We start from the raw sequence: 22,057 nt of genomic DNA, 5'->3' as shown, positions 1-22,057 counted from the left end.
CATGCGTAAACGTACGCTGCTTTCCCTGATGGCACTGGCCCCCGTGGTCAGCGCCTGCGGCTTTCGCCTGCGTGGCGCGCCGTCCTTTCCGTTTTCGACCCTGTACGTGCAAGCGCCGGAGGGTTCGCCCTTCACGCGCGAAGTGTTGCGCAACCTGGCCACGGCAGGTGGCAACCTCACCGTGTTACTACCGCCCGCCAAGCCAGATCTGGCCGACGCCACCCTGCACCTGCTGGGCGAGCGCCGCCAGCGCGTGATTCTGGCCAAGACCGCCTCGGGCCAGGTGCGCGAAGTGGAGCTGCGCCTGTTCGCCCGTTTCAAGCTGGTCGACAAAGCAGGCCGCGTCTGGATCGAAGACACCGAAATGCTGCAAAAGCGCGAGATGAGCTACAGCGAATCGCTGGCCCTGGCCAAGGGTGAAGAAGAAGCTGCGCTCTACCGCAACATGTACGCCGACCTGGCGCAGCAGCTGCTGCGCCGCCTGTCTGCCGCCCAAGCCCCAGCTGCGGAATAGCACCGCATGCAACTGGCTTTGAACCAACTGGCCGCACACATGCAAAAAGGTCTGCGGCCTTTGTACACCTTGCACGGCGACGAGCCCCTGCAGCTGCAGGAAGCCGCCGACGCCATCCGTGCGGCAGCACGCGCTGCCGGCCACACCGAGCGCAGCGTGCACACCGTGCAGGGCGTACATTTCGACTGGAGCAATGTGCTGGCAGCGGGTGGCTCACTGAGCCTGTTTGCCGACAAGCAACTGGTCGAAATCCGCATTCCCTCGGGCAAGCCGGGCAAGGATGGCAGCGCCGCCATCCAGCAGCTGGCCAGCCAGGCGGCGGGCGATGACAACACGCTGACCATCGTGACCCTGCCGCGTCTGGATGCCCAGACCAAGAAAGGGGCCTGGTTTGCGGCGCTGGACGCGCATGGCGCCACCATCCAGGTGGACCCCATTGAACGCCCTGCCCTGCCCAGCTGGATTGCCCAGCGGCTGGCCCTGCAGCGCCAGCGCGTGGCGTCGGGTGAGGAAGGCCAGCGCACGCTGCAGTTCTTTGCCGACCGCGTGGAAGGCAACCTGCTGGCTGCGCACCAGGAAATCCAGAAACTGGGTCTGCTACAGCCCGAGGGCGAGTTGAGCTACGCCGTGGTTGAGCAAGCCGTACTCAACGTGGCGCGTTATGACGTGTTCAAGCTCTCAGAATCCGTGCTCTCGGGCAATCTGCCGCGCGTCATTCGCATGATGGATGGCCTGCAGGCCGAAGGCACGGCCGAAGTGCTGGTGCACTGGACGCTGTCTGAAGACATTCGCAACCTCAAGCGCGCCAAAGATGCGCTGGCCAGCGGCCAGCCCCTGCCCATGGTGCTGCGCAGCCTGCGCGTCTGGGGCAACAAGGAAAAACTGTTTGAGCGCGTGGTGCCACGCCTGACGGCCAGCGCCGCCGTGCGCCTGCTGCACTCGGCCCATGTGGTGGATGGCATTGTCAAAGGCCTGCCGTCGGATGGCTGGCCACGTGACAGCTGGCAGGCACTCCGCAAACTGGCCGTCGACATGGTGACCGCCTTGCAAGGGCCTGCAGACCGCAAATAAACATAGCAGCTTGCGCTTGTCAGCCCTTAATCTCAGGCACTTTCCAACCCAAGAACAAGGTTTCACCTACGCAAGAAGCTCACTTTTTAGCAATCAACAGCCCCAGCAACGTCTTTGCACGCCAAGCAGCCATAAAAAAAGCAGCCGATCGGCTGCTTTTTTTGCGGGTATGTTCGCGACTCAGGCGGTCAAACGCTCCAGCGCTTCGCGGTACTTGGCCGCAGTCTTCTCAATCACGTCCTGGGGCAGACGGGGGGCTGGGGCCGTCTTGTCCCACAGCTTGCCATTGACCTTGGCCTGCTCCAGCCAGTCACGCACAAACTGCTTGTCGTAGCTGGGAGGATTCACGCCGGCGTTCAAGGCATCTTCATAACCTTCCACGGGCCAGTAGCGCGAGCTGTCGGGGGTCAGCACTTCGTCCATCAACACCAGCTCGCCGTCTTCGGTCAGGCCAAACTCGAACTTGGTGTCGGCAATGATCATGCCCTTGGTCAACGCAATCTCCGACGCTTCCTTGTAGATGCGGATCGCGGTGTCACGGATCTTGGAGGCCAGCGCCTCGCCCACCATTTCCACAGTGCGCTCGTAGGTGATGTTTTCGTCGTGGTCACCCATCTCGGCCTTGGCCGCAGGGGTGTAGATGGGTTCGGGCAACTTGGCCGAGTTCACCAGCCCTGCAGGCAGCTTCACGCCGCACACGGCTTGGCCTTCTTGGTATTCCTTCCAGCCGCTGCCAGCCAAGTAGCCGCGCACCACGGCTTCGATCAGCACAGGCTTGAGGCGCTTGACCAGCATGGAGCGGCCCTTGACCTGCGCCACCTCTTCCGCCGTCACCACCGACTCCGGCGCCTCACCGGTCAGGTGGTTGGGGCAGATGTGACCCAACTTGCCAAACCAGAACAGGGCCATCTGCGTCAGCAACTCGCCCTTGCCGGGAATGGGCTCGCCCATGATCACGTCAAAAGCAGACAGGCGGTCCGAAGCCACCATCAGAATGCGGTCGTTGCCCACGGCGTAGTTGTCACGCACCTTGCCACGTGCGAGCAGCGGCAGCGAAGTGATGTTGGAAGTGTGCAGGGCAGAAGTCGTGGGCTGTGTCATGAGAGGGCAGACAAAAGGAATTCGGAACGTGGCAAAGCCATCTACCGCAGAGGCAGACAGACGGTGCTCCGATACGGGATTTTAGGGCCGGACTGGCATGCACAAAGCTGACAATCGCGACTACTTCATGTCGATGCCGATCATGATTGGCGACGAGAACAGCGCCCGCCACCTTCAGCAAAAACGTCTCATTCTGCGCCGATTTCTGGCCTGCGTCTGTAGGTCGGTCATACCCCAGCAAAGCATGCCGAAATGCCGTTGCGCGCTTTCGGCAACAGGCGCATAGTGGCTCACAAGCGACGAATGCGCATTCAACCGCCCCATTTCGCACAGCACACGCTGTGTGGAAACTGCTTTGCGAACCTGAAAGCACAGGAGGTTGTTTTATGAACTTGACCATCAGCGGCCATCACTTGGAAGTCAGCCCCGCGCTGCGTGCCTATGTCATCTCCAAGCTCAAGCGCGTACTGCGACACTTTGACCAGGTCATTCACGTCAAAGTCTTGCTATCCAAGCACAACGAGGCACAGAAAGAGCGCCGCCAACGCGTAGAGTGCAGCATCCACGTCAAAGGCAATGCCCTGCACGCAGGCAGCAAACACCTGAACCTGTATGCTGCCATCGATGAACTGGTCGACAAACTGGATCGCCAGATCGTCAGCCACAAAACCCGCGTCCAGGGTTGGCGCATTAGCCCCGTTAAGCGGGAATTAGCAACTGTAGGACTGGACTGACGCCGGACACCTGTTGCTTGTGCGAAGATTTAGGTAAAGTCCCCAGTGACAGGCCGCCGACTGGCGGCCTTTTTTGCTTTAACGCACCTGCCAGAGATTTCCAATTCGGGCGATGCATAATAGTTTCCACATGAACCGTCTTGCCTCCATTCTGTCGCCCGCTCAAGTGCTTGTGAGCGTTGATGCCACCAGCAAAAAACGCGCTTTTGAAGAAGCGGGCCTGCTGTTTGAAGGCTTGCACGGCCTGTCGCGCGCCCTGATCACCGACAGCCTGTTTGCGCGAGAACGTCTGGGTTCGACCGGTTTGGGCCACGGCGTCGCCATTCCCCATGGTCGCATCAAGGGCTTGAAAGCCCCCATGGCTGCAGTGTTTCAGCTCGCACGCCCGATTGGCTTTGATGCCCCCGATGAGCAGGCCGTCCAACTGCTGATTTTCTTGCTGGTGCCCGAAGCGGCCACCCAGCAACACCTGGAAATTCTGTCCGAAATTGCAGAGCTGCTCAGCGACAGCAATCTGCGCGAGTCCCTCAAAAGCGCAACCGACGCCGAAGCCCTCTACCAGCTGATTGCCAGCTGGAAGTCCGCCACCACCGCCTAAACACCCGCCTTGCCTGCGCACCGGGCTGGCAAGGCCTTCATGCCGCCTCGCCATGCGCCACAAAGCCATCAACGCCAACCGGCTTTTCGAAGCTTTCCGTGAAACCTTGCGCTGGGAATGGCTGGCTGGCCTGGGCGCCTCCGAGCGGCGCTTTGATGAAATGGCCGTGCGCTCGGCGCGTTCCGGTGCCGACCTTGTTGGCTACCTCAACTATATCCACCCTTATCGCTTGCAGGTGCTGGGCGAGCGCGAGGTGGCTTATCTGCAAAACGCCACCGAGGAAGATTGCGCGCGCCGTATCGCGCGCATCGTCAAGCTAGAACCCCCGGTGCTGGTGCTGGCCGATGGCCAGCAAGCCCCCCAGGCTTTGCTGTCCATGTGTGAGCAAGCCCAGATCCCCATGTTCTCGACGGCAGAGGCTTCTGCCTTCGTAATCGATGTGCTGCGGGCCTACCTGTCCAAGCACTTTGCCGACCGCACCACCATGCACGGCGTGTTCATGGACATTCTGGGCATGGGCGTGATGATCACCGGCGAGTCCGGATTGGGCAAAAGCGAGCTGGGTCTGGAACTGATTACGCGTGGAAACGGCCTGGTGGCCGACGATGCGGTCGATCTGTACCGTATCAACCAGACCACCATTGAGGGCAAGTGCCCTGAATTGCTGCAGAACCTGCTGGAAGTGCGCGGTATTGGCCTGCTGGACATCCGCGCCATCTTTGGGGAGACCGCCGTACGCCGCAAGATGCGTCTCAAACTGATCGTGCACCTGGTGCGCAAAGAAACCATGGAACGCGAATACGAGCGCCTGCCCCAAGAACCGCTCACCCAGGATGTGCTGGGTATTTTGGTGCGCAAAGTAGTCATCCCCGTCACTGCGGGCCGCAATATTGCGGTGTTGGTCGAAGCGGCTGTGCGCAACAGCATCTTGCAACTGCGCGGCATTGACACCTACCAAGAGTTTGTAGAACGCCACCGCCTGGCGATGGAGCGCGACATGGGCAAAGGCGCCCACCACTAAAGGCACTGCGGGTATCCGGCACAAAAAAAGGCATCCATGGGATGCCTTTTTTGTATCCGATTGCCCGAGCAATCAGCGCTTGGTCGAACGGCTTGCGCAGTCTGCGCATTGGCCATACAGCGACATGGAGTGGTCTTGAATGCTCCAGCCCATCTGGTCCGCAATCATCTGCTGGCGCTTTTCAATTTCCGGGTCATAGAACTCTTCCACCTTGCCACACGATGTGCAGACAAAATGGTCATGGTGCTGGCCTTCATTGAGCTCATACACCGCCTTGCCGCTTTCAAAGTTGCTGCGCAGCAAAATACCGGCTTGCTCAAACTGCGTCAGCACGCGGTAAACCGTGGCCAAGCCGATGTCAGAGCGTTCGTCCAGCAGCACGCGAAACACGTCTTCCGCTGTCATATGGCGCTGCTTGCCGCCCTGGAAAATCTCCAAAATCTTCAGACGCGGCAGTGTCGCTTTCAGGCCCGTGCTTTTGAGGTCGTCAATGTTCTTCATGGCGTAATTGGAGAGTGGGTGTTTGGCCCAAGCTTACGACAGCTCACGCCAGACATCAAAAACGGCCTGCTCAGGGGCTGGTCCCACACGCCAAAACCCGAGTAAAACCTGCCGCTACAATGGGGCAGATCATATCCCTTGGCTTATTACCCATGCATGTACAAGCTCGTTGTCGCCTTCGGGTGGCGTTGACTCTGTCTCTCGCCTCGCTCTTGGCTGCATGCAGCAGCATTGGCGAATCCACGCGCAACGCCATGAGCGCCATCACACCCTACAAAGTCGAAGTGGTGCAGGGCAATTTTGTCTCCCGCGAACAAGTGCAAGCCTTGCAGCCCGGCATGAGCCGCCAGCATGTGCGCGAAATTCTGGGTACACCGCTGGTCACCAGCGTCTTCCACAACAATCGTTGGGAATATGTGTTCACCATCAAGCGCCAGGGCGTACAAGAGCAAAGTCGCAAGCTGACCGTTTTCTTTGAAGACGATCGCTTTGTGCGCGTGGAAGGTGACGAAATGCCGTCCGAAGACGAGTTCGTGGCCACGCTAGTCAAGCCCATGGGCAAGCTCAAGGTGCCCAATCTGCAGGCTTCTGAAGAACAGCTGGCCAAGTTCCCTGTGCCCAAAGCCAAGGCTTCGGAGGCCAGCGAACCGGAAGCAACGCCCCCCCAACGCAGCTACCCGCCTCTGGAAAACCGCTAAGTTTCAGCATGCACTGCATGCGGTACACAGGCCGCTCAGCCCCACCATGGGCGCTGCAGCGGCTTTGTACATTTGACTCCTCATTGACTGGATCGTTATGACATCGCCCTCTTCCTCCCCTTTGCGCGTGGCTGTGGCCGGCGCGTCTGGCCGCATGGGCCGCATGCTCGTGGAAGCCATCCAAGCCAGCCCCGACTGCGTGCTGACAGCGGCCCTGGATTTGCCCGACAGCCCCGCCCTGGGCACCGATGCAGCCGCCTTTTTGGGTCAAGCCAGTGGCGCACTGATCGAGAGCGACTTGAAAAGCGCGCTGTCCAAGGCGGATTTTCTGATTGACTTCACCCGCCCTGAAGGCACGCTGGCCCACCTAGCGATCTGCGCGGAGCTTGGCGTCAAGGTGGTCATTGGCACCACCGGCTTCAGCGAGGCGCAAAAGGCGCAGATTGCCGCTTTTGCACAGAAGACCGCCGTCATGCTGGCGCCCAATATGAGCGTGGGCGTGAACGTCACGCTCAAGCTGCTGGAGATGGCCGCCAAGGCGCTGGATACGGGCTACGACATTGAAATCGTGGAAGCCCACCACAAGCACAAGGTGGATGCGCCATCGGGCACAGCCATCAAGATGGGTGAAGTGATTGCCGAAGCCCAAGGCACGAAGCTGGAAGATCGCGCGGTGTACGAGCGCTTTGGCCACACGGGTGAACGCAAGGAAAACACCATCGGCTTTGCCACCGTACGCGGCGGCGACATTGTGGGTGACCACACCGTGCTGTTTGCCGGTACGGGCGAGCGCGTGGAGATTTCCCACAAATCCAGCAGCCGCGCTGGCTATGCCGATGGCAGCCTGCGTTCAGTGCGCTTTCTGGCCCGCCAGACCACCGGCCAGTTCGATATGTTTGACGTGCTGGGCTTGCGCTAAAGCGCCTGCCCACGGCCATCCACCCAAACCCTGCTCTGCAGGGTTTTTTTATGCCATCACCACGCGATTGCGGCCCTGGGCCTTGGCCTTGTACAAGGCTTCATCGCTTTGCCGCAAGATGCGCTGGTAGTCAGGATGCCCGTCAAATGTGGCCACCCCGGCGCTGATCGTGACTTTGCTGCGCTGGTTGCGGGGCAGATGAAACGCCTCGCGCTCAATCTGGGTGCGCAGCTTCTCCGCGACGCTGGCTGCCCCAGCAGATGCGGTATCCACTAGCACCATCAAGAACTCTTCGCCACCCAGGCGGAACAGATAGTCGCCGCCGCGAATATTGTTGCCCAGCACATTGGCCACCTGCTGCAGCACCATGTCTCCGCCTTCGTGGCCGTACTGGTCATTGATCTGCTTGAAGAAATCGATGTCCAGGGTCACGATGCTGAAGCATGAGGCACTCTGGCGGGCGTATTGCACCTCTTTAGCCAGCACCACCGGCAAGAACTTGCGATTGAGCAGCTGCGTCAGCACATCGCGGCCGGCATCCAGCTCGCTATTTTGGGCAAACAAAGCGTCCAGGCTCATTGCAATATGCCGCGAATGCTCCCGCAATTGCAGCAAAGGGGTTGCCACTTCCCCGCCTTTGGCCCGCATCAGTGCCGGCAGCAGATCGGCATCAATCCGCTGCATGGCATCCACAATGCTCTGACAGGCGGGCGCGCCGTGAAAGATATCCACGCCCTTGTGCCGGAACCACAGGCCAAAGTCCGAATTGGCCAAATTGCTCAGCGACTGGCTGTCCACTCCCATGGCATGCAGATACAGGCACTGGTTCTCCCAGTCCAGCAGCTCGGCGCGGCGCTGCTCGCGCACCGTCGCCAGGTTCTGCGTGACGGTGAACAGGCGGTAGGCTTCTTTGGTGCGCGAGTTGCTGTCGCGCGAGACCGCATAGCCCTGCGACATGGCTTCCATGGCATGGTCAATCAGGCGGCCTGCCATTTGCAGCGCACGGTTTTGCAGGGCGGCGGGTTCATCGCACAGCATTTGCTGCACACCATCTTTGAGGCTGCGTGCGCCGCGCAGCACCAGGTGCACCGGCACATCAATGCGCGCATGCACCTCGCCAATCTTGATCTGCTGCGCTACCAGCGCCTCCAAATCATCCTCCGGCTGTGCAGCAAGCACTTGCACAATCCAGCGGCGCATGGAGGCCATCAGCCGCGTCTGCACCTGTTCGTGCGACAGCAGCCCTGATGCAGCCTCATCTTCCAGCATGGCACTGTAGAAGAACGTGGCCAGCGCCTCGTTGTGCGCTTGGGCAATGCGTGCCAGCACGGCACGGGCATCGGCATCACAGCCCTGTAGCAAGCAGCGCCACTCGCTGGCGTAGAAAGAAAACATGGGCAAAGATCCGCGCAGCACAAATGTAAAAAGATGTGACAGTCTCGCGCAGAAAGCGCACATGCAAAGTAACAAGCCGCAAAACCCCGGCAACCATGCAGGGCTAACCATGCCGCACCAAGAAAAAAACCCATACGGTTGCCCGTATGGGTTGCAGTTCAGCGTGACAGCGCAGTTCGCTTAGAACGGGATGTCATCGTCCATATCGTCAAAGCCGGAGGCAGCGCGCTGTGGGGGCGGAGCCATGGGCGCAGGTGCTGCCGCAGGAGGCGCCATGCGCTGCTGAGGTGCCGCAGGGCGGGGGGCAGGGGCTGCACGGCGGGGGGCTGCATCGTAGCCGCCACCGTTGTCGCCGTAGCCTGCGTCATCGCCGTAGCCCTGACCTTGCTGACCACCACCCATGCCCTGGCGGCTGCCCAGCATCTGCATGCTGTCAGCACGAATTTCGGTGGCATAGCGCTCTTGGCCGGTGGCCTGATCGGTCCACTTGCGGGTGCGCAGGCTGCCTTCCACATACACCTGGCTACCCTTGCGCAGGTACTGGCCCACGATTTCAGCCAGACGGCCGTTGAACACGACGCGGTGCCATTCGGTGGACTCTTTGTTCTCACCGGTGTTCTTGTCGCGCCAGCGGTCGGTCGTGGCGATGGTGACGTTGGCGACCTGATCTCCGCTGGGGAAGGTGCGCATTTCAGGGTCGCGGCCCAGATTACCGACCAAAATGACTTTGTTAACGGATGCCATGATGCAAATCCTTGCAAGTAGTTCGGGTGAACAAGGGGGAGGTCCCGAACCAAATTAAGTGAAGTACAGCCCCTCCGACAGGCTGCAGGAGCGCAGCTTAACCCAAAGTTTTTAACGCATGCGCCTGCCTTCCAATTCCCGCAGAACGGCGTGGCGCATGCACGACGCCTCTTCAAAAACAGAAGCTGCTTGCGCACTAAAAACAAAGGCTTCAAAGCGAAAACACCTTGAAGCCTTGACTAGTTGATCGCTCAACGCTCCTGTTTTTATGAATTTGATGCGCGGGCAGGCCGTGCCACGGGCTGCAGCGGCCAGGTCATCACCAGCCACAGCACCATCAACGCCGCCGTGGCGGTGAACAGTGCGGGCATACCGCCCCACTTGGCCAGCACACCGCCCAGAAAGCCGCCGGCAAACAGCCCCAGCGACTGCAGCGTGTTGTAGGCCCCCAGCGCTGCGCCGCGCAAATGGGCCGGCGCCATGCGCGACACCAGGCTGGGCTGGCTGGCTTCCAGCACGTTAAAGCCCACGAAGAACAGAAACATCAGCCCGCCCATCAGCAGCAGCGATGGTGTGGTGCCGGTCTGCGCCACCGCGCCCAGGCCCACTTGCACCACCAGTACCAGGCCAATCGCGCTCAGCAGCGCGGCCCGCAGCTTGCCCTTGCGCTCCATCGAGAACAGCCCGCCCATGGCCACAAACGACAGCGCCACAGCTGGCAGGTACACCTTCCAGTGGCCATCCTTGCTCAAACCGGCAGCCACCAGCAAGGCGGGCACCGCCACCCACATGGCCATCTGCACGGTATGCAAAATGAAAACCCCGGCATTCAGGCGCAGCAAATCCTTGTGTTGCAACAGCTCGCTGGGCTTGCCGCGCGGGGCATTGCTTTGCTGGGCGGGCTCTGGCGGCACCACCCACAGCACCACGGCCACACCCGCCAAAGCCAGGGCAAACGTCAGGCCAAAAATGCCGGACAGGCCCACCCAGGCAGCCAGCAGCGGGCTGAGCACCAGCGCCAGCGCAAACATCAGGCCAATGGAGCCGCCCACCATGGCCATGGCCTTGGTGCGCACGCTGTCACGGGTCAAATCCGACATCAGCGCCGTCACTGCGGCCGACACGGCACCAGCGCCTTGCAGCGCGCGGCCCACCATCAGGCCGGTGAGCGAATCTGCCAGCGCTGCGACCAGGCTGCCAATGGCAAACACCACCAGGCCACCCACGATGATGCGTTTGCGCCCCCAGCGGTCGGAAGCCATGCCCAGCGGCAGCTGAAACACGGCCTGCGTCAGGCCATACAAGCCCATGGCCAAGCCCACCATGGCCGCGTCGTCCCCGCCCGGGTATTTGCCTGCTTCCAGGGCAAACACAGGCAGCACCAAGAACAGACCCAGCATGCGCAGCGCAAAAATCAGCGCCAGGCTGCTGCTGGAACGCAGCTCCTGCGGGGTCATCTTGCTGCTGGCAGCATCGGGGACGGGAGAGAGGGATTCGTTGTGGGGCTGAGACACGCGCTAAAACCAGATGGGGACGGCACAAAAAGCCGCGCTGTGCGGCCTGCACGGCAGGCACAAGCCTGCCAGCGCCAAACCCTTATTGTCCGCGATTGGGCGCATGGCTGCTACACATGCTTGCAGCCAACTCTCTATGATGGGCAGATTTACCTCTGCACACCGCCTGCCCGTGACTGCCGCCTCGAAAACCTCACTGCCAGTAGATACGCCAGATGCTGCCGGGCGTTATCTGGGCCATGCCATTGGGCATACGCACATCAGCATTCGCGGTGCGCGCACGCACAACCTCAAGAACATTGACCTGGACATTCCGCGCAACCAGCTGGTGGTAGTGACGGGGCTGTCCGGCTCCGGCAAATCCAGCCTGGCGTTCGACACGCTGTACGCCGAAGGCCAGCGCCGCTATGTGGAAAGCCTCTCGGCCTATGCGCGCCAGTTCCTGGGGCAGCTGGACAAGCCCGATGTCGACCTGATCGAGGGTCTGTCACCCGCCATTGCGATTGAGCAAAAAGCCGCTAGCCACAACCCGCGCTCCACCGTCGGCACGATCACCGAGATCAACGACTACCTGCGACTGCTGTTTGCGCGTGCCGGCACCCCGTATTGCCCGGAGCACAACCTGCCACTGCAGGCACAAACCATCAGCCAGATGGTGGACGCCATCCTGGCCCTGCCGGAAGGCACCAAGCTGATGCTGATGGCCCCCGTGGCGCGCCAGCGCAAGGGCGACTTCGCCGACCTGCTGACGCAGATGCAGGCACAGGGCTACATCCGCTTTCGCATCAATGGCAGCGTGGTGGATGCCGCAGACCTGAAGCCGCTGGACAAAAACAGCAAGCACGATGTCGACGTAGTGGTCGACCGCATCAAGGTGCGGGCCGATCTGCAGCAACGCCTGGCTGAAAGCCTGGAAGCCGCCTTGCGCATTGGCGGTGATGCCGCCAGTGGCCGCGTGCTGGCCGTGGACATGGATTCCGGCCACGAGCACGTCTTCAGCAGCCGCTTTGCCTGCCCGCTGTGCACCTACTCGCTCGAAGAGCTGGAACCCCGCCTGTTCTCCTTCAACTCCCCCATGGGCGCCTGCCCCACCTGCGACGGCCTGGGCGTGAGCGAAGACTTTGACCCGGACAAGGTCGTCCCCTTCCCTTCCGTGAGCGTGGCCAACGGCGCCATCCATGGCTGGGACAGCCGCAACAGCACCTACTTCACGCTGCTGCAAAGCATTGCCCAGCACTACGACCAAGACGTGAATGCCGCGTTTGAAAGCTGGCCTGCCGCCGTGCAAAAAGTGGTGCTCTGGGGCTCTGGCAACGAAAAAATTGCCTTCACCTACGAGGGTGACGGCAAGCCCACCGTGGTGGAGCACGTGTTTGAAGGCGTGATCCCCAATATGGCCCGCCGCCTGCGCGAGACCGACTCACAAATCGTGCGCGATGACCTCACGCGCCTGCGCAGCATCCGCAGCTGCCCGGACTGCCAGGGCACGCGCCTGCGCCGCGAAGCCCGCTTTGTGCGCGTGGGCGACGGTGACCAGGCCCGCGCCATCTACCAGATCAACGCCACCACACTGGCCGAAGCGCACCAGTGGTTCACCACCTTGAAGCTGCAGGGCAACAAGGCCGACATTGCGGAGAAAGTGGTCAACGAAATCGCCTCGCGCCTGCGCTTTTTGCTGGATGTGGGGCTGAACTATCTGAGCCTGGATCGCAGCGCGGACACGCTGTCCGGCGGTGAATCTCAGCGCATCCGCCTGGCCAGCCAGATTGGCAGCGGCCTGACCGGTGTGATGTATGTGCTCGATGAGCCCAGCATTGGCCTGCACCAGCGCGACAACGACCGCCTGATTGCCACGCTGGCGCACCTGCGCAACATCGGCAACAGCGTGATCGTGGTGGAGCACGACGAAGACATGATGCGCGCAGCCGACTGCATCATCGACATGGGCCCTGGCGCGGGCGTGCACGGCGGCCAGGTCATGGCCCAGGGCACGTTCGAGCAGATCAAAGCCAACCCGCAATCCCCCACCGGCCAGTACCTGAGCGGCACCAAGCGCATTGCCGTGCCCAAGCGGCGCACGCCCTGGCTGCCCGTGAAGGTGGACGAGGCCGAGAGCAAGCCGGCCAGCGGCTTCCCCAGCGTGCCCGGCACGGAAGCCCCCAACCACCATGCCCTGCAAAGCCTGCGCGTGGTGGGCGCCAGCGGGCACAACCTGCGCGATGTGACGGTGGAATTCCCCGTGGGCCTGCTGACCTGCGTGACAGGCGTCTCAGGCTCGGGCAAGTCCACACTCGTCAATGACACGCTGTACGCCGAAGTGGCCCGCCAGCTGTACCGCGCGGGCACCGAGCCAGCGCCCCACCAGGCGCTGCAGGGGCTGGAGCACTTTGACAAAGTCATCAACGTGGACCAGGCCCCCATTGGCCGCACGCCACGCAGCAACCCGGCTACCTATACCGGCTTGTTTGCACCCATCCGCGAGCTGTTTACCGAAACCAACACCGCGCGCGAACGCGGCTATGGTCCGGGACGCTTCAGCTTCAACGTGGCAGGTGGCCGCTGCGAGGCCTGCCAGGGCGACGGCATGATCAAGGTAGAAATGCACTTTCTGCCCGATGTGTACGTGCCCTGCGACATCTGCCACGGCCAGCGCTACAACCGCGAAACACTGGAAGTGCAGTGGAAAGGCAAGAACATTGCCAACGTGCTGGCCATGACGGTGGAAGACGCCCACGCCTTCTTCAAGGACGTGCCCAGCATTGCGCGCAAGCTGCAGACCCTGCTGGACGTGGGCTTGGGCTATATCCGCCTGGGGCAAAGCGCCACCACGCTCTCGGGCGGTGAGGCGCAGCGCGTCAAACTGGCGCAAGAGCTGTCCAAACGCGACACGGGGCGCACGCTCTACATCCTGGACGAGCCCACCACCGGCCTGCACTTTGCCGATGTGGAGCTGCTGCTCAAAGTGCTGCACCAGCTGCGCGATGCGGGCAACACGATTGTGGTGATCGAGCACAACCTGGACGTCATCAAGACCGCCGACTGGCTGATCGACATGGGCCCTGAAGGCGGCGCAGGCGGCGGCCAGGTGGTGGCCACCGGCACGCCCGAGCAAGTGGCTGCCAACCCCGCCAGCCATACAGGGCGATATTTGCGCAACTATCTGCAGCCAAATTGATTTTTATAGCTGCCAGCGCTTGAATGCATTGAGTATTAAACAGTTTATCTACTCAAAGCCAACATTCATCAGCGCTAGCAGCTATCAAATCTAAAAACCAACAAGGGGCCACGAGGCCCCTTGTTTTTGGATGCGCTTGTGTCGCCCTAGCTGTTGGCCAACGCTTTCACCGCCGCCGACTTGGCAGATGGCAGTGCACGGCCTTGGGGTGCGAATGCAGAAGCTGCATGCGCCTCTCCATCCCAGCAAAAGAAGGACACGGCGTGCACCAGCTCTTGCCCCTGCTGGTTCAGGCTGTTGGCCGCTGCGGCCATTTCTTCCACCAGCGCGGCGTTTTGCTGCGTGGCATGGTCCATCTGCTGCACAGCCTCGCCCACCTGTCCCACGCCGTTGGCTTGCTCCTGGCTGGCGCTGCTGATGCCCGCGACAATCGTGCTCACCTTTTGAATAGCCTGCACCACATCACCCATCGTGGTACCCGCTTGCTGCACCAGCACATTGCCCTCGCCCACACGCGAGACACTGGTGTCAATCAAGGCCTTGATTTCTTTGGCCGCTTCCGCGCTGCGCTGCGCCAGCGAGCGCACTTCACTGGCCACCACCGCAAAGCCACGGCCCTGCTCTCCGGCACGGGCCGCCTCCACAGCGGCATTGAGCGCCAAGATATTGGTCTGGAACGCAATGCCGTCAATCACACCAATGATGTCGGAGATTTTGCGGCTGCTTTCGTGAATGCCTTGCATGGTCTGCACCACGCGCTCCACCACATCGCCACCCTCCACGGCCACGGTACGCGCTGACTGTGCCAGCTGGCTGGCTTCTTGCGCGTTATCAGCGTTGTGGCGCACGGTGGCACTGAGTTGCTCCATCGATGCCGCGGTCTCTTCCAGCGCGCTGGCCTGGCTCTCGGTGCGGCCAGACAAGTCCAGATTGCCCTGCGCAATCTCCGCACTGGCCAGCGCCACACTGTCCGCCCCTTGGCGCACCTGGGCCACCATAGGGCGCAAACGCGCGCGCATTTGCTGCTGTGCGTCCAGCAGCTCGCTGACCTCATTGGTGCCAACTTGTACGTCGCTGCCGCTCAAGTCACCCTGCGCCACATTGCGGGCCAACTGCACTGCTTTTTGCAAGGGTTCTGTGATCGAGCGCACAAACAGCATGGCCAGCACCACCGCAGCCACCATAGCCAGCGCCATCAACACCAGAACGCCCATCAGCTGTTTGCGCTGCTGCGCCGAATCATGCAGCAAGCTATCCGTCAACAAGCGACTGCCGTCGACACTGATGCTATTTACCGCACTGATCGCACGTGTCAGCGTGTCAAAAAACTGGGGGGCCGCCAGCGTCAGTGTCTGCGCCTCAATCAATTGCGTATTCGTCAGCTGCAGGCTTTCTGCGGTCAAGCTCGCCACATTCTGCGCCGGACCATTCAACGCCTGGCGGTAGGCAGCGTTGGCCACCATGCCCCGTTCCAAAGAGCGCCCCGATGCCGCCAACAACTCACTCACGCGGCGGTGCAAGGCACGCAAAGCTCCACGGTTTTCCGCAGGCAACTCCCCTTGCGCCAAAAATCCAGCGCCTTGGCCTCGCAACAAGCCCAGGTTCTCGCTGAGCAACGGCGCTTGCGACAGCAGCGCCTGAATCAATGCTTGGTTGTCCGATCTAGGCACCACCAGCAAGCCATAGTTGTGCATCAGCCCTTCATTGAGCTGCAACAGGCCATTCACCAACTGGGTATGCTGCGCCATGCTTTGGGGCGCATTGATCGCACGACTGCTGACCGAAGCCTCCAGGCTTTGCCAGGTTTGCACCAGCTTCTGAAATTGCTGCACCAGAGCTGATTCAGCCTGCGCAGCGGCCAAGGCTTCTTGTGCCTTGCTCAAATTCTGGTTCACCGCGTCGCGCAATGCAGGGCGGCGTGACTCCATGGTGGCATCACCACCCAGCATGCCTGCCGTGGTTCCGCGGTGGGCTTGCAACTGTTGCACCGCCGCATTCACGGCCATGATGGGCGGCATGCCTTGCGCCTCTTTTTCGGACTGGCGCAGCTCACCCATCAAGTCATTGACATACAGGGTCAGGGGAACCAGCACCATCACCAAAGCGATGAAGCCAAGAATTAAAAAGTTGTGAGCAAGACGAAGTCGTTGCAGCCATTGAGCCATCGAGCTACCTTTGATGCAGGGCACGTTCTGCGTTGCACAAAGACCAGCGGGGGTGCAGCGTACGCGAACGGCAGATGTTTCTAAAAGTTTCAAGCCCCAAAGTATCGAACTTTCACCCGCAACATTCGCACTCCCTTGACAATGCCGGCCATCAAAGAATCAATACTTTGATATTTATCAGATTGATTTAAAACAACTTGAGATAGCGACATTTCCTGACAAACTATCAAACGCGTGTATCGTCACCGTTCAACCGCAAACAAGAGATTGGCAATGAGTGAAGCGATGTGGGATGTGATTGTGGTGGGCGCTGGTATGGCGGGCGCCTCTGTCGGCTGGCGCCTGGCGCAAGCAGGCCAGCGCGTGCTGGTGCTGGAGCGTGAGAGCCAACCGGGCTACCACACCACCGGGCGCTCTGCGGCACTGTTTGAAGAGCATTACGGCCCCGCGCAGGTGCAAGCCCTCACGCGCGCCAGCCGTGCGTTTTATGAGCACCCGCCCGCAGGCTTTGTTGACACCCCCATCCTGCACCCCCGCGGCGTGATGTATGTGGGCACGGCCGCGCAAAAACCGCTGATCGACGCGGCCTACGCCGAGGCCGTGCAGCACTCTCCCGATGCCCAGCGCCTGAACGGTGACGCCCTGCGCGCCATCGTGCCCGTGCTCAACGCCAGCATCGTGGACGGTTTTGTGGACGATGGCGCCCGCGACATCGACGTGCACGCGCTGCACCAAGGCTTTCTGCGTGGCCTGCGCCACGCCGGTGGCGCCCTGTGGTGCAACGCCGAAGTGCGCGCCTTGGCGCATGACGGCAACACCCGCACCTGGAACGTAACGCTGGCTGACGGCCGCAGCGCACAAACGGCCGTGCTGGTGAATGCCGCAGGCGCCTGGGCCGACGGCATTGGCGAGCTGGCCGGTGCCCGGGCCATCGGTCTGGTGCCAGCGCGGCGCAGCGCATTCACCTTCCCCGTGCCCGAAGACATGGATGCCACGCACTGGCCCGCCGTCATCAGCGCGGACGAAAGCTTTTACTTCAAGCCCGATGCAGGCCAGCTGCTGGGCAGCCCAGCCAATGCCGACGCCACCTACCCGCACGACGTGCAGCCCGAGGAAGAAGACATTGCCACCGGCATCTGGCACATCGAGCAGGCCACCACGCTGCAGATCCGCCGCCCCTCGCACACCTGGGCGGGGCTGCGCAGCTTTGTGGCCGACGGTGAGATGGTGATCGGCTGGGATGACACCGCACCCAATCTGTTCTGGGTGGCCGCGCAAGGCGGCTACGGCATCCAGAGTGCCGCCGCCTACAGCCTGCTGGCGCGCAACCTGCTGCTGGATGAGCCGATTGACAGCCAGCTGCTGGCCCAGGGCGTCAAGCTGGAAGCGCTGGAGCCCGTGCGCTTACAAAAATAAGAGCAGCCTGCGCTGATCCAACGCTCGATGCAGATAGAAAACCATCTGTATCGCAGCGTGGAACAGCGCGACGCGCTCCTCTTTTAGAGAGACCATAAAAAACCCGCCAGGCTTGCACCTGGCGGGTTTTTTGCATCTGCATCTGCATCTGCATCACCCCACCGCACTGGCCATGGCCCATGGCGCGCTGGGGAGAAAACCAGCTGCTTACAGCTCGATTTTCGCGACGTCGACAATCTTCTTGTACTTGGCGATTTCGCCGTTGATGTACTTGCCTGCATCCAGCTTGCGGTCCATCACAGCAGCGCCGGCATCTTCCATCTTCTTGCGGAACTCAGGCGCAGCCATGGTCTTGTCCAGCGCAGCCTTGATCTTGGCCACCACAGGGGCAGGCATGTTGGCAGGGCCCATCAGCGCAAACCAGGAGTTGATGTCCACATTCTTGAACGCAGGGGTTTCAGCCAGCGCAGGAATATCGGGCGTCGCCGCGTAACGCTTGGCTTCGGTGGTGCCCAGCGCCGTGACCTTGCCCGCCTTGATCAGCGGCAGACCCGAAGACAGCACGAACACGCCGTATTCGATGTTGCCACCCATCACGTCGTTCGTCAGCGCAGGCACGCCGCGGTAAGGCACGTGCTGCATGTCGATCTTGCCCTGGTCCTTCATCATTTCGCCAGCCAGGTGCAGGGCTGTGCCCACGCCGGACGAGCCGTAGCTGAACTTGCCGGGGTTGGCCTTCACAGCCGACACGAAGTCACCCGCGGTCTTCACTCCGGCCTTGGCCGATGCCACCAGCACCATGGGCTGCGAAGCCACCATGCCGATCGAGGTGAAGTCCGAAATCTTGTACTTGACGGCCTTGTTGATCTGGTTGGCAATGGCCAGCTCATTGTTGGCGCCCACCAGCAGCGTGTAACCGTCGGCCTTGGCCGATGCCACCTTCTGTGCACCAATCGCTCCACCGGCACCGCCGAGGTTTTCCACCACCACGGTTTGGCCCAGATGCTTTTCGATCTCATTGGCCACCAGACGGCCCACCAGGTCGGTCGAGCCGCCCGCAGGGTAGCCGACCACGATGGTCACGGGCTTGTTGGGGTAGGACGCGGCGTCATCCGCAAACGCGGGGCCTGCCGCCAGCATGGCAGCACCGCAAGCAATCAAAGTGCGACGAAGAATGGTTGTGGTCATAAATATTCCTTGTTACCCCGATTGTGAACAGCTTTTCGCAATTTATGCATGAATTTATGCAATATACACATGAACATTCGGCAACAAGCCCGTCCACTCCAGGCCAGCGCCCCAAGTGGCTGATTTCACACCACAAACCCCTGACCTAAAAAAAATCAAAGCCAGACCTAAAGCAAATTCGCTTTTCACGCCACAGCCCTCACGCCCATGCTCGGCCCATTCCTTTCCTGTTCGTGAGATGCCTCCATGCCCTCTTTCACCGTATCTGGCCTGAGCCGCCGTAGCCTGATCACCGCCTGCCTGGGCGCTGCCACCCTGTCAGCCCCCCTGGCCCATGCCGACGCCAACTACCCCAACCGACCGGTGCGCGTGGTCGTGGGCTACACCCCAGGCGGCGCGACCGATGTGGTGGCGCGCCTCATCACCTCGCAGATGGCCGAAAAGCTGGGCACGCCCTTTGTGGTCGAGAACAAGCCCGGCGCAGGCTCCAACATTGCCTCCGAAGAAGTCGCTCGCGCCAAGCCCGATGGTTACACCTTGCTGGTTTCAACCATCCAGAACGCGACCAATATGTCCATTTACAAGCGCCTGCGCTACGACATCAACAAGGATTTCGTGCACGTTGGCCAGTTCATGGCCTCCCCCAGTGTGCTGGTTTTGGAGCCCAATGCCAAGGCCGCCGACCTCAAGAGCTTTATCGCCGAGGTCAAGCAGCAGCCGGGCAAGCTCAGCTACGCGTCCACGGGCAGCGGCGGCTCACCCCACCTGGCCGGTGAAATGCTGAAGGCACGCACGGGCATTGATCTGCTGCACGTACCCTACCGCGGCACAGCCCCCGCGCTGATGGATGTGACCTCGGGCACCGTGACCGCCAGTTTCATGACCACGCTGGGCGTGCTGCAGCATATGCAAAGCGGCAAGGTCAAACCCATCGCCGTGGCCGCCCCCGAGCGCCTGAGCGACCTGCCCGCCGTACCCACCATGGCCGAAGCCGGTCTGCCCAACTTTGAAGTGCTGTCGTGGAACGGCCTGTCGGCCCCCGCTGGCACCCCCCCAGCCGTGGTCGCCAAGCTGAGCCAAGCCCTGCAAGAAGTGCTGGCCCAAGCAGATATCCAGCAACGCATCCAAGGCCTGGGCGGCGTGCCGGGCAAGCGCTTCCAGCAGGGGTACAGCCAATACATTGCGGCGGAAGTCGATAAGTGGACCACCGTGGTGAACACCGCCAACATCACCCAGGACTGAGCCATGGCCGTCGCACTCATCACCACCGGAGGCACGATTGCCTCACAACGCGCCAGCGACACCCAGCTGGCCCAGCCTGTGCTGGCAGGCAACAGCCTGCTGGCCAGCGCGGCGCAATACGGCGCCCTAGGTGACGTCGAAGTCGTGGATGCCTTCCGCGTACCCTCCCCCCACGTGGAAACGATCCATTGGCGCATCCTGCATGACCTGCTGCAGCCGCTGCTGCTGCGCGAGGACATCCAGGGCGTGGTGATTTCGCACGGCACGGCCTGCATGGAAGAGACGGCCTGGTTTCTCGATCTGTGCCTGGCAAGCGCCAAGCCTGTGGTCTTGACCGGCGCCCAGCGCAACGCCTCCGAGCCCGACTCTGACGGCCCGCGCAATTTGTACAACGCCATCCGCATCGCCCAAAGCCCTGCTGCCTGCGAGATGGGCGTGATGATTGCGCTGAACGAACGCATTCAGGCTGCACGCGAAGTCACCAAGAGCCAGACACTGAATGTGGACACTTTCCTCAGCGGTGACTGGGGCAGCCTGGGGCTCATTCGCGCGGGCCGGGTGGTCTTCCAACGCCAGCCCCTGCGCCGCCTGCACGTGCCGCTGTCCCACACCCCGTTTCCCCATGTGCCCATCATCCCCATGTATGCCGGGGCAGATGGTCGCCTGCTGGATGCGGCCGTGGCCTACGGCGCGCCTGGCATAGTCATTGAGGCCTGCGCGTCCGGCCATGTGACTGCCAGCCTGCAGCACAGCATTGCAGCGGCTTTACAGCAAGGCGTGGCGGTGGTGGTTGCCACGCGCATCCCCAATGGCGGCACCCGCGCGGGCTATAGCTTTGAGGGGTCGAGCCACAACCTGGTGCAGCTGGGCGCTGTGCTGAGCGACGATCTGTCGCCATGCAAGGCACGGATCTTGCTGATGCTTGCGCTTCAACATGGCTGGCAAGACAGTGCCGCACTGACCGCACTGTTCAGCCAGGACCAGCGACCGCAAACGTAAGACCCGCACTCGCCACGCTCGACGACGGCCTCACTTCGTTTGCAACGCCTATTGGCTTGCTATGAAAATTGATGCATTCGCGACCCTGGAAGCGGTCTTACGGCATGGCACCTTGGCCGCAGCCGCTTCTGAAAAACACCTGACGGCCAGCGCTGTCAGCATTCAGATCAAACAGCTCGAGAGCTTTTTTGGCCAGCCGCTGTTTGATCGTTCGCGCGCGCAGCTGCGCCCCACGCCACTGGCGGGGCAAGCCGTCGAGGTGATGACCGAAGCACTGACCAAACTGCAGGCCCTGCGTGAACCCAGTCAGATGGCCGTGCAGGGCGTGATCAAGCTCGGGGTCCTGGAATCGCACCTGCCGCTGCTGCTACCTCCCGTGCTGCACCACGCGGCACAGCACTTTCCGGCGCTGGAAGTGCGCGTCATTTCGGGCCGCAGCAGCAGTTTGATCGCCGCCGTCAAAGCAGGAGACATCGATACCGCGCTGGTCGCTCAGCCCGAGGACGGCGGCAGCTCACGCCTGCACTGGCAAGCCATGGAGCGCCGGGAAATGGTGCTGGTACACCCACCCGGCACGCAGAACCTGTCCGTGCCGGAGCTTTTCCGTCGCTATCCCTGGATCCGCTACGACCGCCGCACCACCAGCGGCCAGCAAGCACAGCGCTATGTACAGGCCCGAGGCTTTGCCACCCACGGCAAGCTGGAGTTTGATACGGCGGGCGCTATCCTGGCCTTGGTGAGTGCGGGCCATGGCATCTCTGTGCTGGAAATCTCCGAGCCCGCGTTGCTGCACACCTACCCCGTGGCCGTGCACCAGCTCGGCGCTCACCCTCCCACCTACCACCTGGCGCTGCTCATGCGCAAGGCAGACCAGGAAAAACGCAGCATTGCCGCGCTGCAAACCTGCCTGAGACAGGCCCTGCAAGATGCCCGACTGCGCCGTAACAAGCACCATGCCGTGCTGGCGCAAGCGGACTGAGCCCCCTACACACTGGGCACGCGGGCATAAAAAAACCCGCAAACCATGCGTTTGCGGGTTGAGACGTTTCGCCTGCGTCGGGG

At 61.6% G+C, this 22,057-nt stretch carries 19 protein-coding genes; 12 read left to right on the top strand and 7 right to left on the bottom strand.

The window, feature by feature from the left end:
- The first annotated feature begins 1 nt into the window (after window position 1).
- Both AC27VO_RS06950 and holA read left to right on the top strand, forming a co-directional pair.
- Complete coding sequence (locus AC27VO_RS06950) at window positions 2-514, top strand: LPS-assembly lipoprotein LptE (protein ID WP_488665979.1); 513 nt, start codon at window positions 2-4, stop codon at window positions 512-514.
- Window positions 515-520: 6 nt separating this feature from the next.
- The gene (gene holA, locus AC27VO_RS06945; RefSeq protein ID WP_488665978.1) at window positions 521-1,585 is read left to right on the top strand and encodes a DNA polymerase III subunit delta; all 1,065 of its coding nucleotides are present in this window, start codon (window positions 521-523) and stop codon (window positions 1,583-1,585) included.
- A gap of 180 nt (window positions 1,586-1,765) precedes the next feature.
- Here the strand turns inward: holA and AC27VO_RS06940 are convergent, their stop codons facing one another.
- Complete coding sequence (locus tag AC27VO_RS06940) at window positions 1,766-2,686, bottom strand: phosphoribosylaminoimidazolesuccinocarboxamide synthase (RefSeq protein ID WP_488665977.1); 921 nt, start codon at window positions 2,684-2,686, stop codon at window positions 1,766-1,768.
- Between the two features lie 386 nt (window positions 2,687-3,072).
- Here AC27VO_RS06940 and hpf point away from each other — a divergent pair, with 386 nt between their 5' ends.
- From hpf to hprK, 3 genes are all read left to right on the top strand, one after another.
- Window positions 3,073-3,420: a ribosome hibernation-promoting factor, HPF/YfiA family gene (gene hpf, locus AC27VO_RS06935; protein WP_488665976.1), complete on the top strand. Its 348-nt coding sequence runs from the start codon at window positions 3,073-3,075 to the stop codon at window positions 3,418-3,420.
- Window positions 3,421-3,550: 130 nt separating this feature from the next.
- Window positions 3,551-4,018, top strand: a complete 468-nt coding sequence (gene ptsN / locus AC27VO_RS06930) for a PTS IIA-like nitrogen regulatory protein PtsN (RefSeq protein ID WP_488665975.1) — start codon at window positions 3,551-3,553, stop codon at window positions 4,016-4,018.
- A gap of 52 nt (window positions 4,019-4,070) precedes the next feature.
- Complete coding sequence (gene hprK / locus AC27VO_RS06925) at window positions 4,071-5,039, top strand: HPr(Ser) kinase/phosphatase (protein ID WP_488665974.1); 969 nt, start codon at window positions 4,071-4,073, stop codon at window positions 5,037-5,039.
- A gap of 72 nt (window positions 5,040-5,111) precedes the next feature.
- Here the strand turns inward: hprK and fur are convergent, their stop codons facing one another.
- Window positions 5,112-5,540: a ferric iron uptake transcriptional regulator gene (fur, locus tag AC27VO_RS06920; RefSeq protein WP_488665973.1), complete on the bottom strand. Its 429-nt coding sequence runs from the start codon at window positions 5,538-5,540 to the stop codon at window positions 5,112-5,114.
- Between the two features lie 152 nt (window positions 5,541-5,692).
- Between fur and AC27VO_RS06915 the strand changes: the two genes are divergently transcribed.
- Together AC27VO_RS06915 and dapB are read left to right on the top strand one after the other, a co-directional pair.
- Window positions 5,693-6,238 carry an outer membrane protein assembly factor BamE gene (locus tag AC27VO_RS06915; RefSeq protein WP_488665972.1) on the top strand — a complete coding sequence of 182 codons (546 nt, stop codon included), beginning with the start codon at window positions 5,693-5,695 and terminating at the stop codon, window positions 6,236-6,238.
- Window positions 6,239-6,335: 97 nt separating this feature from the next.
- Window positions 6,336-7,157, top strand: coding sequence for a 4-hydroxy-tetrahydrodipicolinate reductase (gene dapB / locus AC27VO_RS06910; RefSeq protein ID WP_488665971.1), 822 nt, complete (start codon window positions 6,336-6,338; stop codon window positions 7,155-7,157).
- 48 nt (window positions 7,158-7,205) lie between these two features.
- Here the strand turns inward: dapB and AC27VO_RS06905 are convergent, their stop codons facing one another.
- From AC27VO_RS06905 to AC27VO_RS06895, 3 genes are all read right to left on the bottom strand, one after another.
- On the bottom strand, window positions 7,206-8,552 hold the full coding sequence (locus AC27VO_RS06905; protein ID WP_488665970.1) for a diguanylate cyclase: 1,347 nt from the start codon (window positions 8,550-8,552) through the stop codon (window positions 7,206-7,208).
- 180 nt (window positions 8,553-8,732) lie between these two features.
- Entirely contained in the window at window positions 8,733-9,296 is a 564-nt protein-coding gene (gene ssb, locus AC27VO_RS06900; protein WP_488665969.1) for a single-stranded DNA-binding protein, read from the bottom strand.
- 266 nt (window positions 9,297-9,562) lie between these two features.
- On the bottom strand, window positions 9,563-10,753 hold the full coding sequence (locus AC27VO_RS06895; RefSeq protein WP_488666000.1) for an MFS transporter: 1,191 nt from the start codon (window positions 10,751-10,753) through the stop codon (window positions 9,563-9,565).
- Window positions 10,754-10,982: 229 nt separating this feature from the next.
- On the opposite strand from AC27VO_RS06895, the gene uvrA reads away from it, so the two are divergent.
- A complete protein-coding gene (uvrA, locus tag AC27VO_RS06890) occupies window positions 10,983-13,985 on the top strand; it encodes an excinuclease ABC subunit UvrA (RefSeq protein ID WP_488665968.1) in 3,003 nt (1,000 codons plus the stop codon).
- Window positions 13,986-14,131: 146 nt separating this feature from the next.
- Here the strand turns inward: uvrA and AC27VO_RS06885 are convergent, their stop codons facing one another.
- Entirely contained in the window at window positions 14,132-16,081 is a 1,950-nt protein-coding gene (locus AC27VO_RS06885; RefSeq protein WP_488665967.1) for a methyl-accepting chemotaxis protein, read from the bottom strand.
- A 342-nt stretch (window positions 16,082-16,423) separates the two neighbouring features.
- Between AC27VO_RS06885 and AC27VO_RS06880 the strand changes: the two genes are divergently transcribed.
- Window positions 16,424-17,566, top strand: a complete 1,143-nt coding sequence (locus AC27VO_RS06880) for an NAD(P)/FAD-dependent oxidoreductase (RefSeq protein ID WP_488665966.1) — start codon at window positions 16,424-16,426, stop codon at window positions 17,564-17,566.
- Window positions 17,567-17,773: 207 nt separating this feature from the next.
- On the opposite strand, the gene AC27VO_RS06875 is transcribed toward AC27VO_RS06880, so the two are convergent.
- Complete coding sequence (locus AC27VO_RS06875; protein WP_488665965.1) at window positions 17,774-18,754, bottom strand: Bug family tripartite tricarboxylate transporter substrate binding protein; 981 nt, start codon at window positions 18,752-18,754, stop codon at window positions 17,774-17,776.
- 246 nt (window positions 18,755-19,000) lie between these two features.
- Here AC27VO_RS06875 and AC27VO_RS06870 point away from each other — a divergent pair, with 246 nt between their 5' ends.
- The 3 genes from AC27VO_RS06870 to AC27VO_RS06860 all read left to right on the top strand — a co-directional run bounded on the left by AC27VO_RS06870 (window position 19,001) and on the right by AC27VO_RS06860 (window position 21,974).
- Window positions 19,001-19,996: a Bug family tripartite tricarboxylate transporter substrate binding protein gene (locus tag AC27VO_RS06870; protein WP_488665964.1), complete on the top strand. Its 996-nt coding sequence runs from the start codon at window positions 19,001-19,003 to the stop codon at window positions 19,994-19,996.
- A gap of 3 nt (window positions 19,997-19,999) precedes the next feature.
- Window positions 20,000-20,995, top strand: a complete 996-nt coding sequence (locus tag AC27VO_RS06865; protein ID WP_488665963.1) for an asparaginase — start codon at window positions 20,000-20,002, stop codon at window positions 20,993-20,995.
- A gap of 61 nt (window positions 20,996-21,056) precedes the next feature.
- Window positions 21,057-21,974: a LysR family transcriptional regulator gene (locus tag AC27VO_RS06860; protein WP_488665962.1), complete on the top strand. Its 918-nt coding sequence runs from the start codon at window positions 21,057-21,059 to the stop codon at window positions 21,972-21,974.
- Window positions 21,975-22,057: the final 83 nt, after the last annotated feature.

The sequence above is a fragment of the Comamonas sp. 14P8.1.4 genome, from assembly GCF_057799285.1.
Note: the sequence above shows the minus strand (reverse complement) of the source record. Positions and strands in the feature narration are given on the sequence as shown.

What these genes read in the sequence shown, in the direction of transcription:
- AC27VO_RS06950 (WP_488665979.1), top strand. Translation starts at nt 2, where the DNA reads ATGCGTAAACGTACGCTGCTTTCCCTGATGGCACTGGCCCCCGTGGTC.
- holA (WP_488665978.1), top strand. Translation starts at nt 521, where the DNA reads ATGCAACTGGCTTTGAACCAACTGGCCGCACACATGCAAAAAGGTCTG.
- AC27VO_RS06940 (WP_488665977.1), bottom strand. Translation starts at nt 2,686, where the DNA reads ATGACACAGCCCACGACTTCTGCCCTGCACACTTCCAACATCACTTCG.
- hpf (WP_488665976.1), top strand. Translation starts at nt 3,073, where the DNA reads ATGAACTTGACCATCAGCGGCCATCACTTGGAAGTCAGCCCCGCGCTG.
- ptsN (WP_488665975.1), top strand. Translation starts at nt 3,551, where the DNA reads ATGAACCGTCTTGCCTCCATTCTGTCGCCCGCTCAAGTGCTTGTGAGC.
- hprK (WP_488665974.1), top strand. Translation starts at nt 4,071, where the DNA reads ATGCGCCACAAAGCCATCAACGCCAACCGGCTTTTCGAAGCTTTCCGT.
- fur (WP_488665973.1), bottom strand. Translation starts at nt 5,540, where the DNA reads ATGAAGAACATTGACGACCTCAAAAGCACGGGCCTGAAAGCGACACTG.
- AC27VO_RS06915 (WP_488665972.1), top strand. Translation starts at nt 5,693, where the DNA reads ATGCATGTACAAGCTCGTTGTCGCCTTCGGGTGGCGTTGACTCTGTCT.
- dapB (WP_488665971.1), top strand. Translation starts at nt 6,336, where the DNA reads ATGACATCGCCCTCTTCCTCCCCTTTGCGCGTGGCTGTGGCCGGCGCG.
- AC27VO_RS06905 (WP_488665970.1), bottom strand. Translation starts at nt 8,552, where the DNA reads ATGTTTTCTTTCTACGCCAGCGAGTGGCGCTGCTTGCTACAGGGCTGT.
- ssb (WP_488665969.1), bottom strand. Translation starts at nt 9,296, where the DNA reads ATGGCATCCGTTAACAAAGTCATTTTGGTCGGTAATCTGGGCCGCGAC.
- AC27VO_RS06895 (WP_488666000.1), bottom strand. Translation starts at nt 10,753, where the DNA reads ATGACCCCGCAGGAGCTGCGTTCCAGCAGCAGCCTGGCGCTGATTTTT.
- AC27VO_RS06885 (WP_488665967.1), bottom strand. Translation starts at nt 16,081, where the DNA reads ATGGTGCTGGTTCCCCTGACCCTGTATGTCAATGACTTGATGGGTGAG.
- AC27VO_RS06880 (WP_488665966.1), top strand. Translation starts at nt 16,424, where the DNA reads ATGAGTGAAGCGATGTGGGATGTGATTGTGGTGGGCGCTGGTATGGCG.
- AC27VO_RS06875 (WP_488665965.1), bottom strand. Translation starts at nt 18,754, where the DNA reads ATGACCACAACCATTCTTCGTCGCACTTTGATTGCTTGCGGTGCTGCC.
- AC27VO_RS06870 (WP_488665964.1), top strand. Translation starts at nt 19,001, where the DNA reads ATGCCCTCTTTCACCGTATCTGGCCTGAGCCGCCGTAGCCTGATCACC.
- AC27VO_RS06865 (WP_488665963.1), top strand. Translation starts at nt 20,000, where the DNA reads ATGGCCGTCGCACTCATCACCACCGGAGGCACGATTGCCTCACAACGC.
- AC27VO_RS06860 (WP_488665962.1), top strand. Translation starts at nt 21,057, where the DNA reads ATGAAAATTGATGCATTCGCGACCCTGGAAGCGGTCTTACGGCATGGC.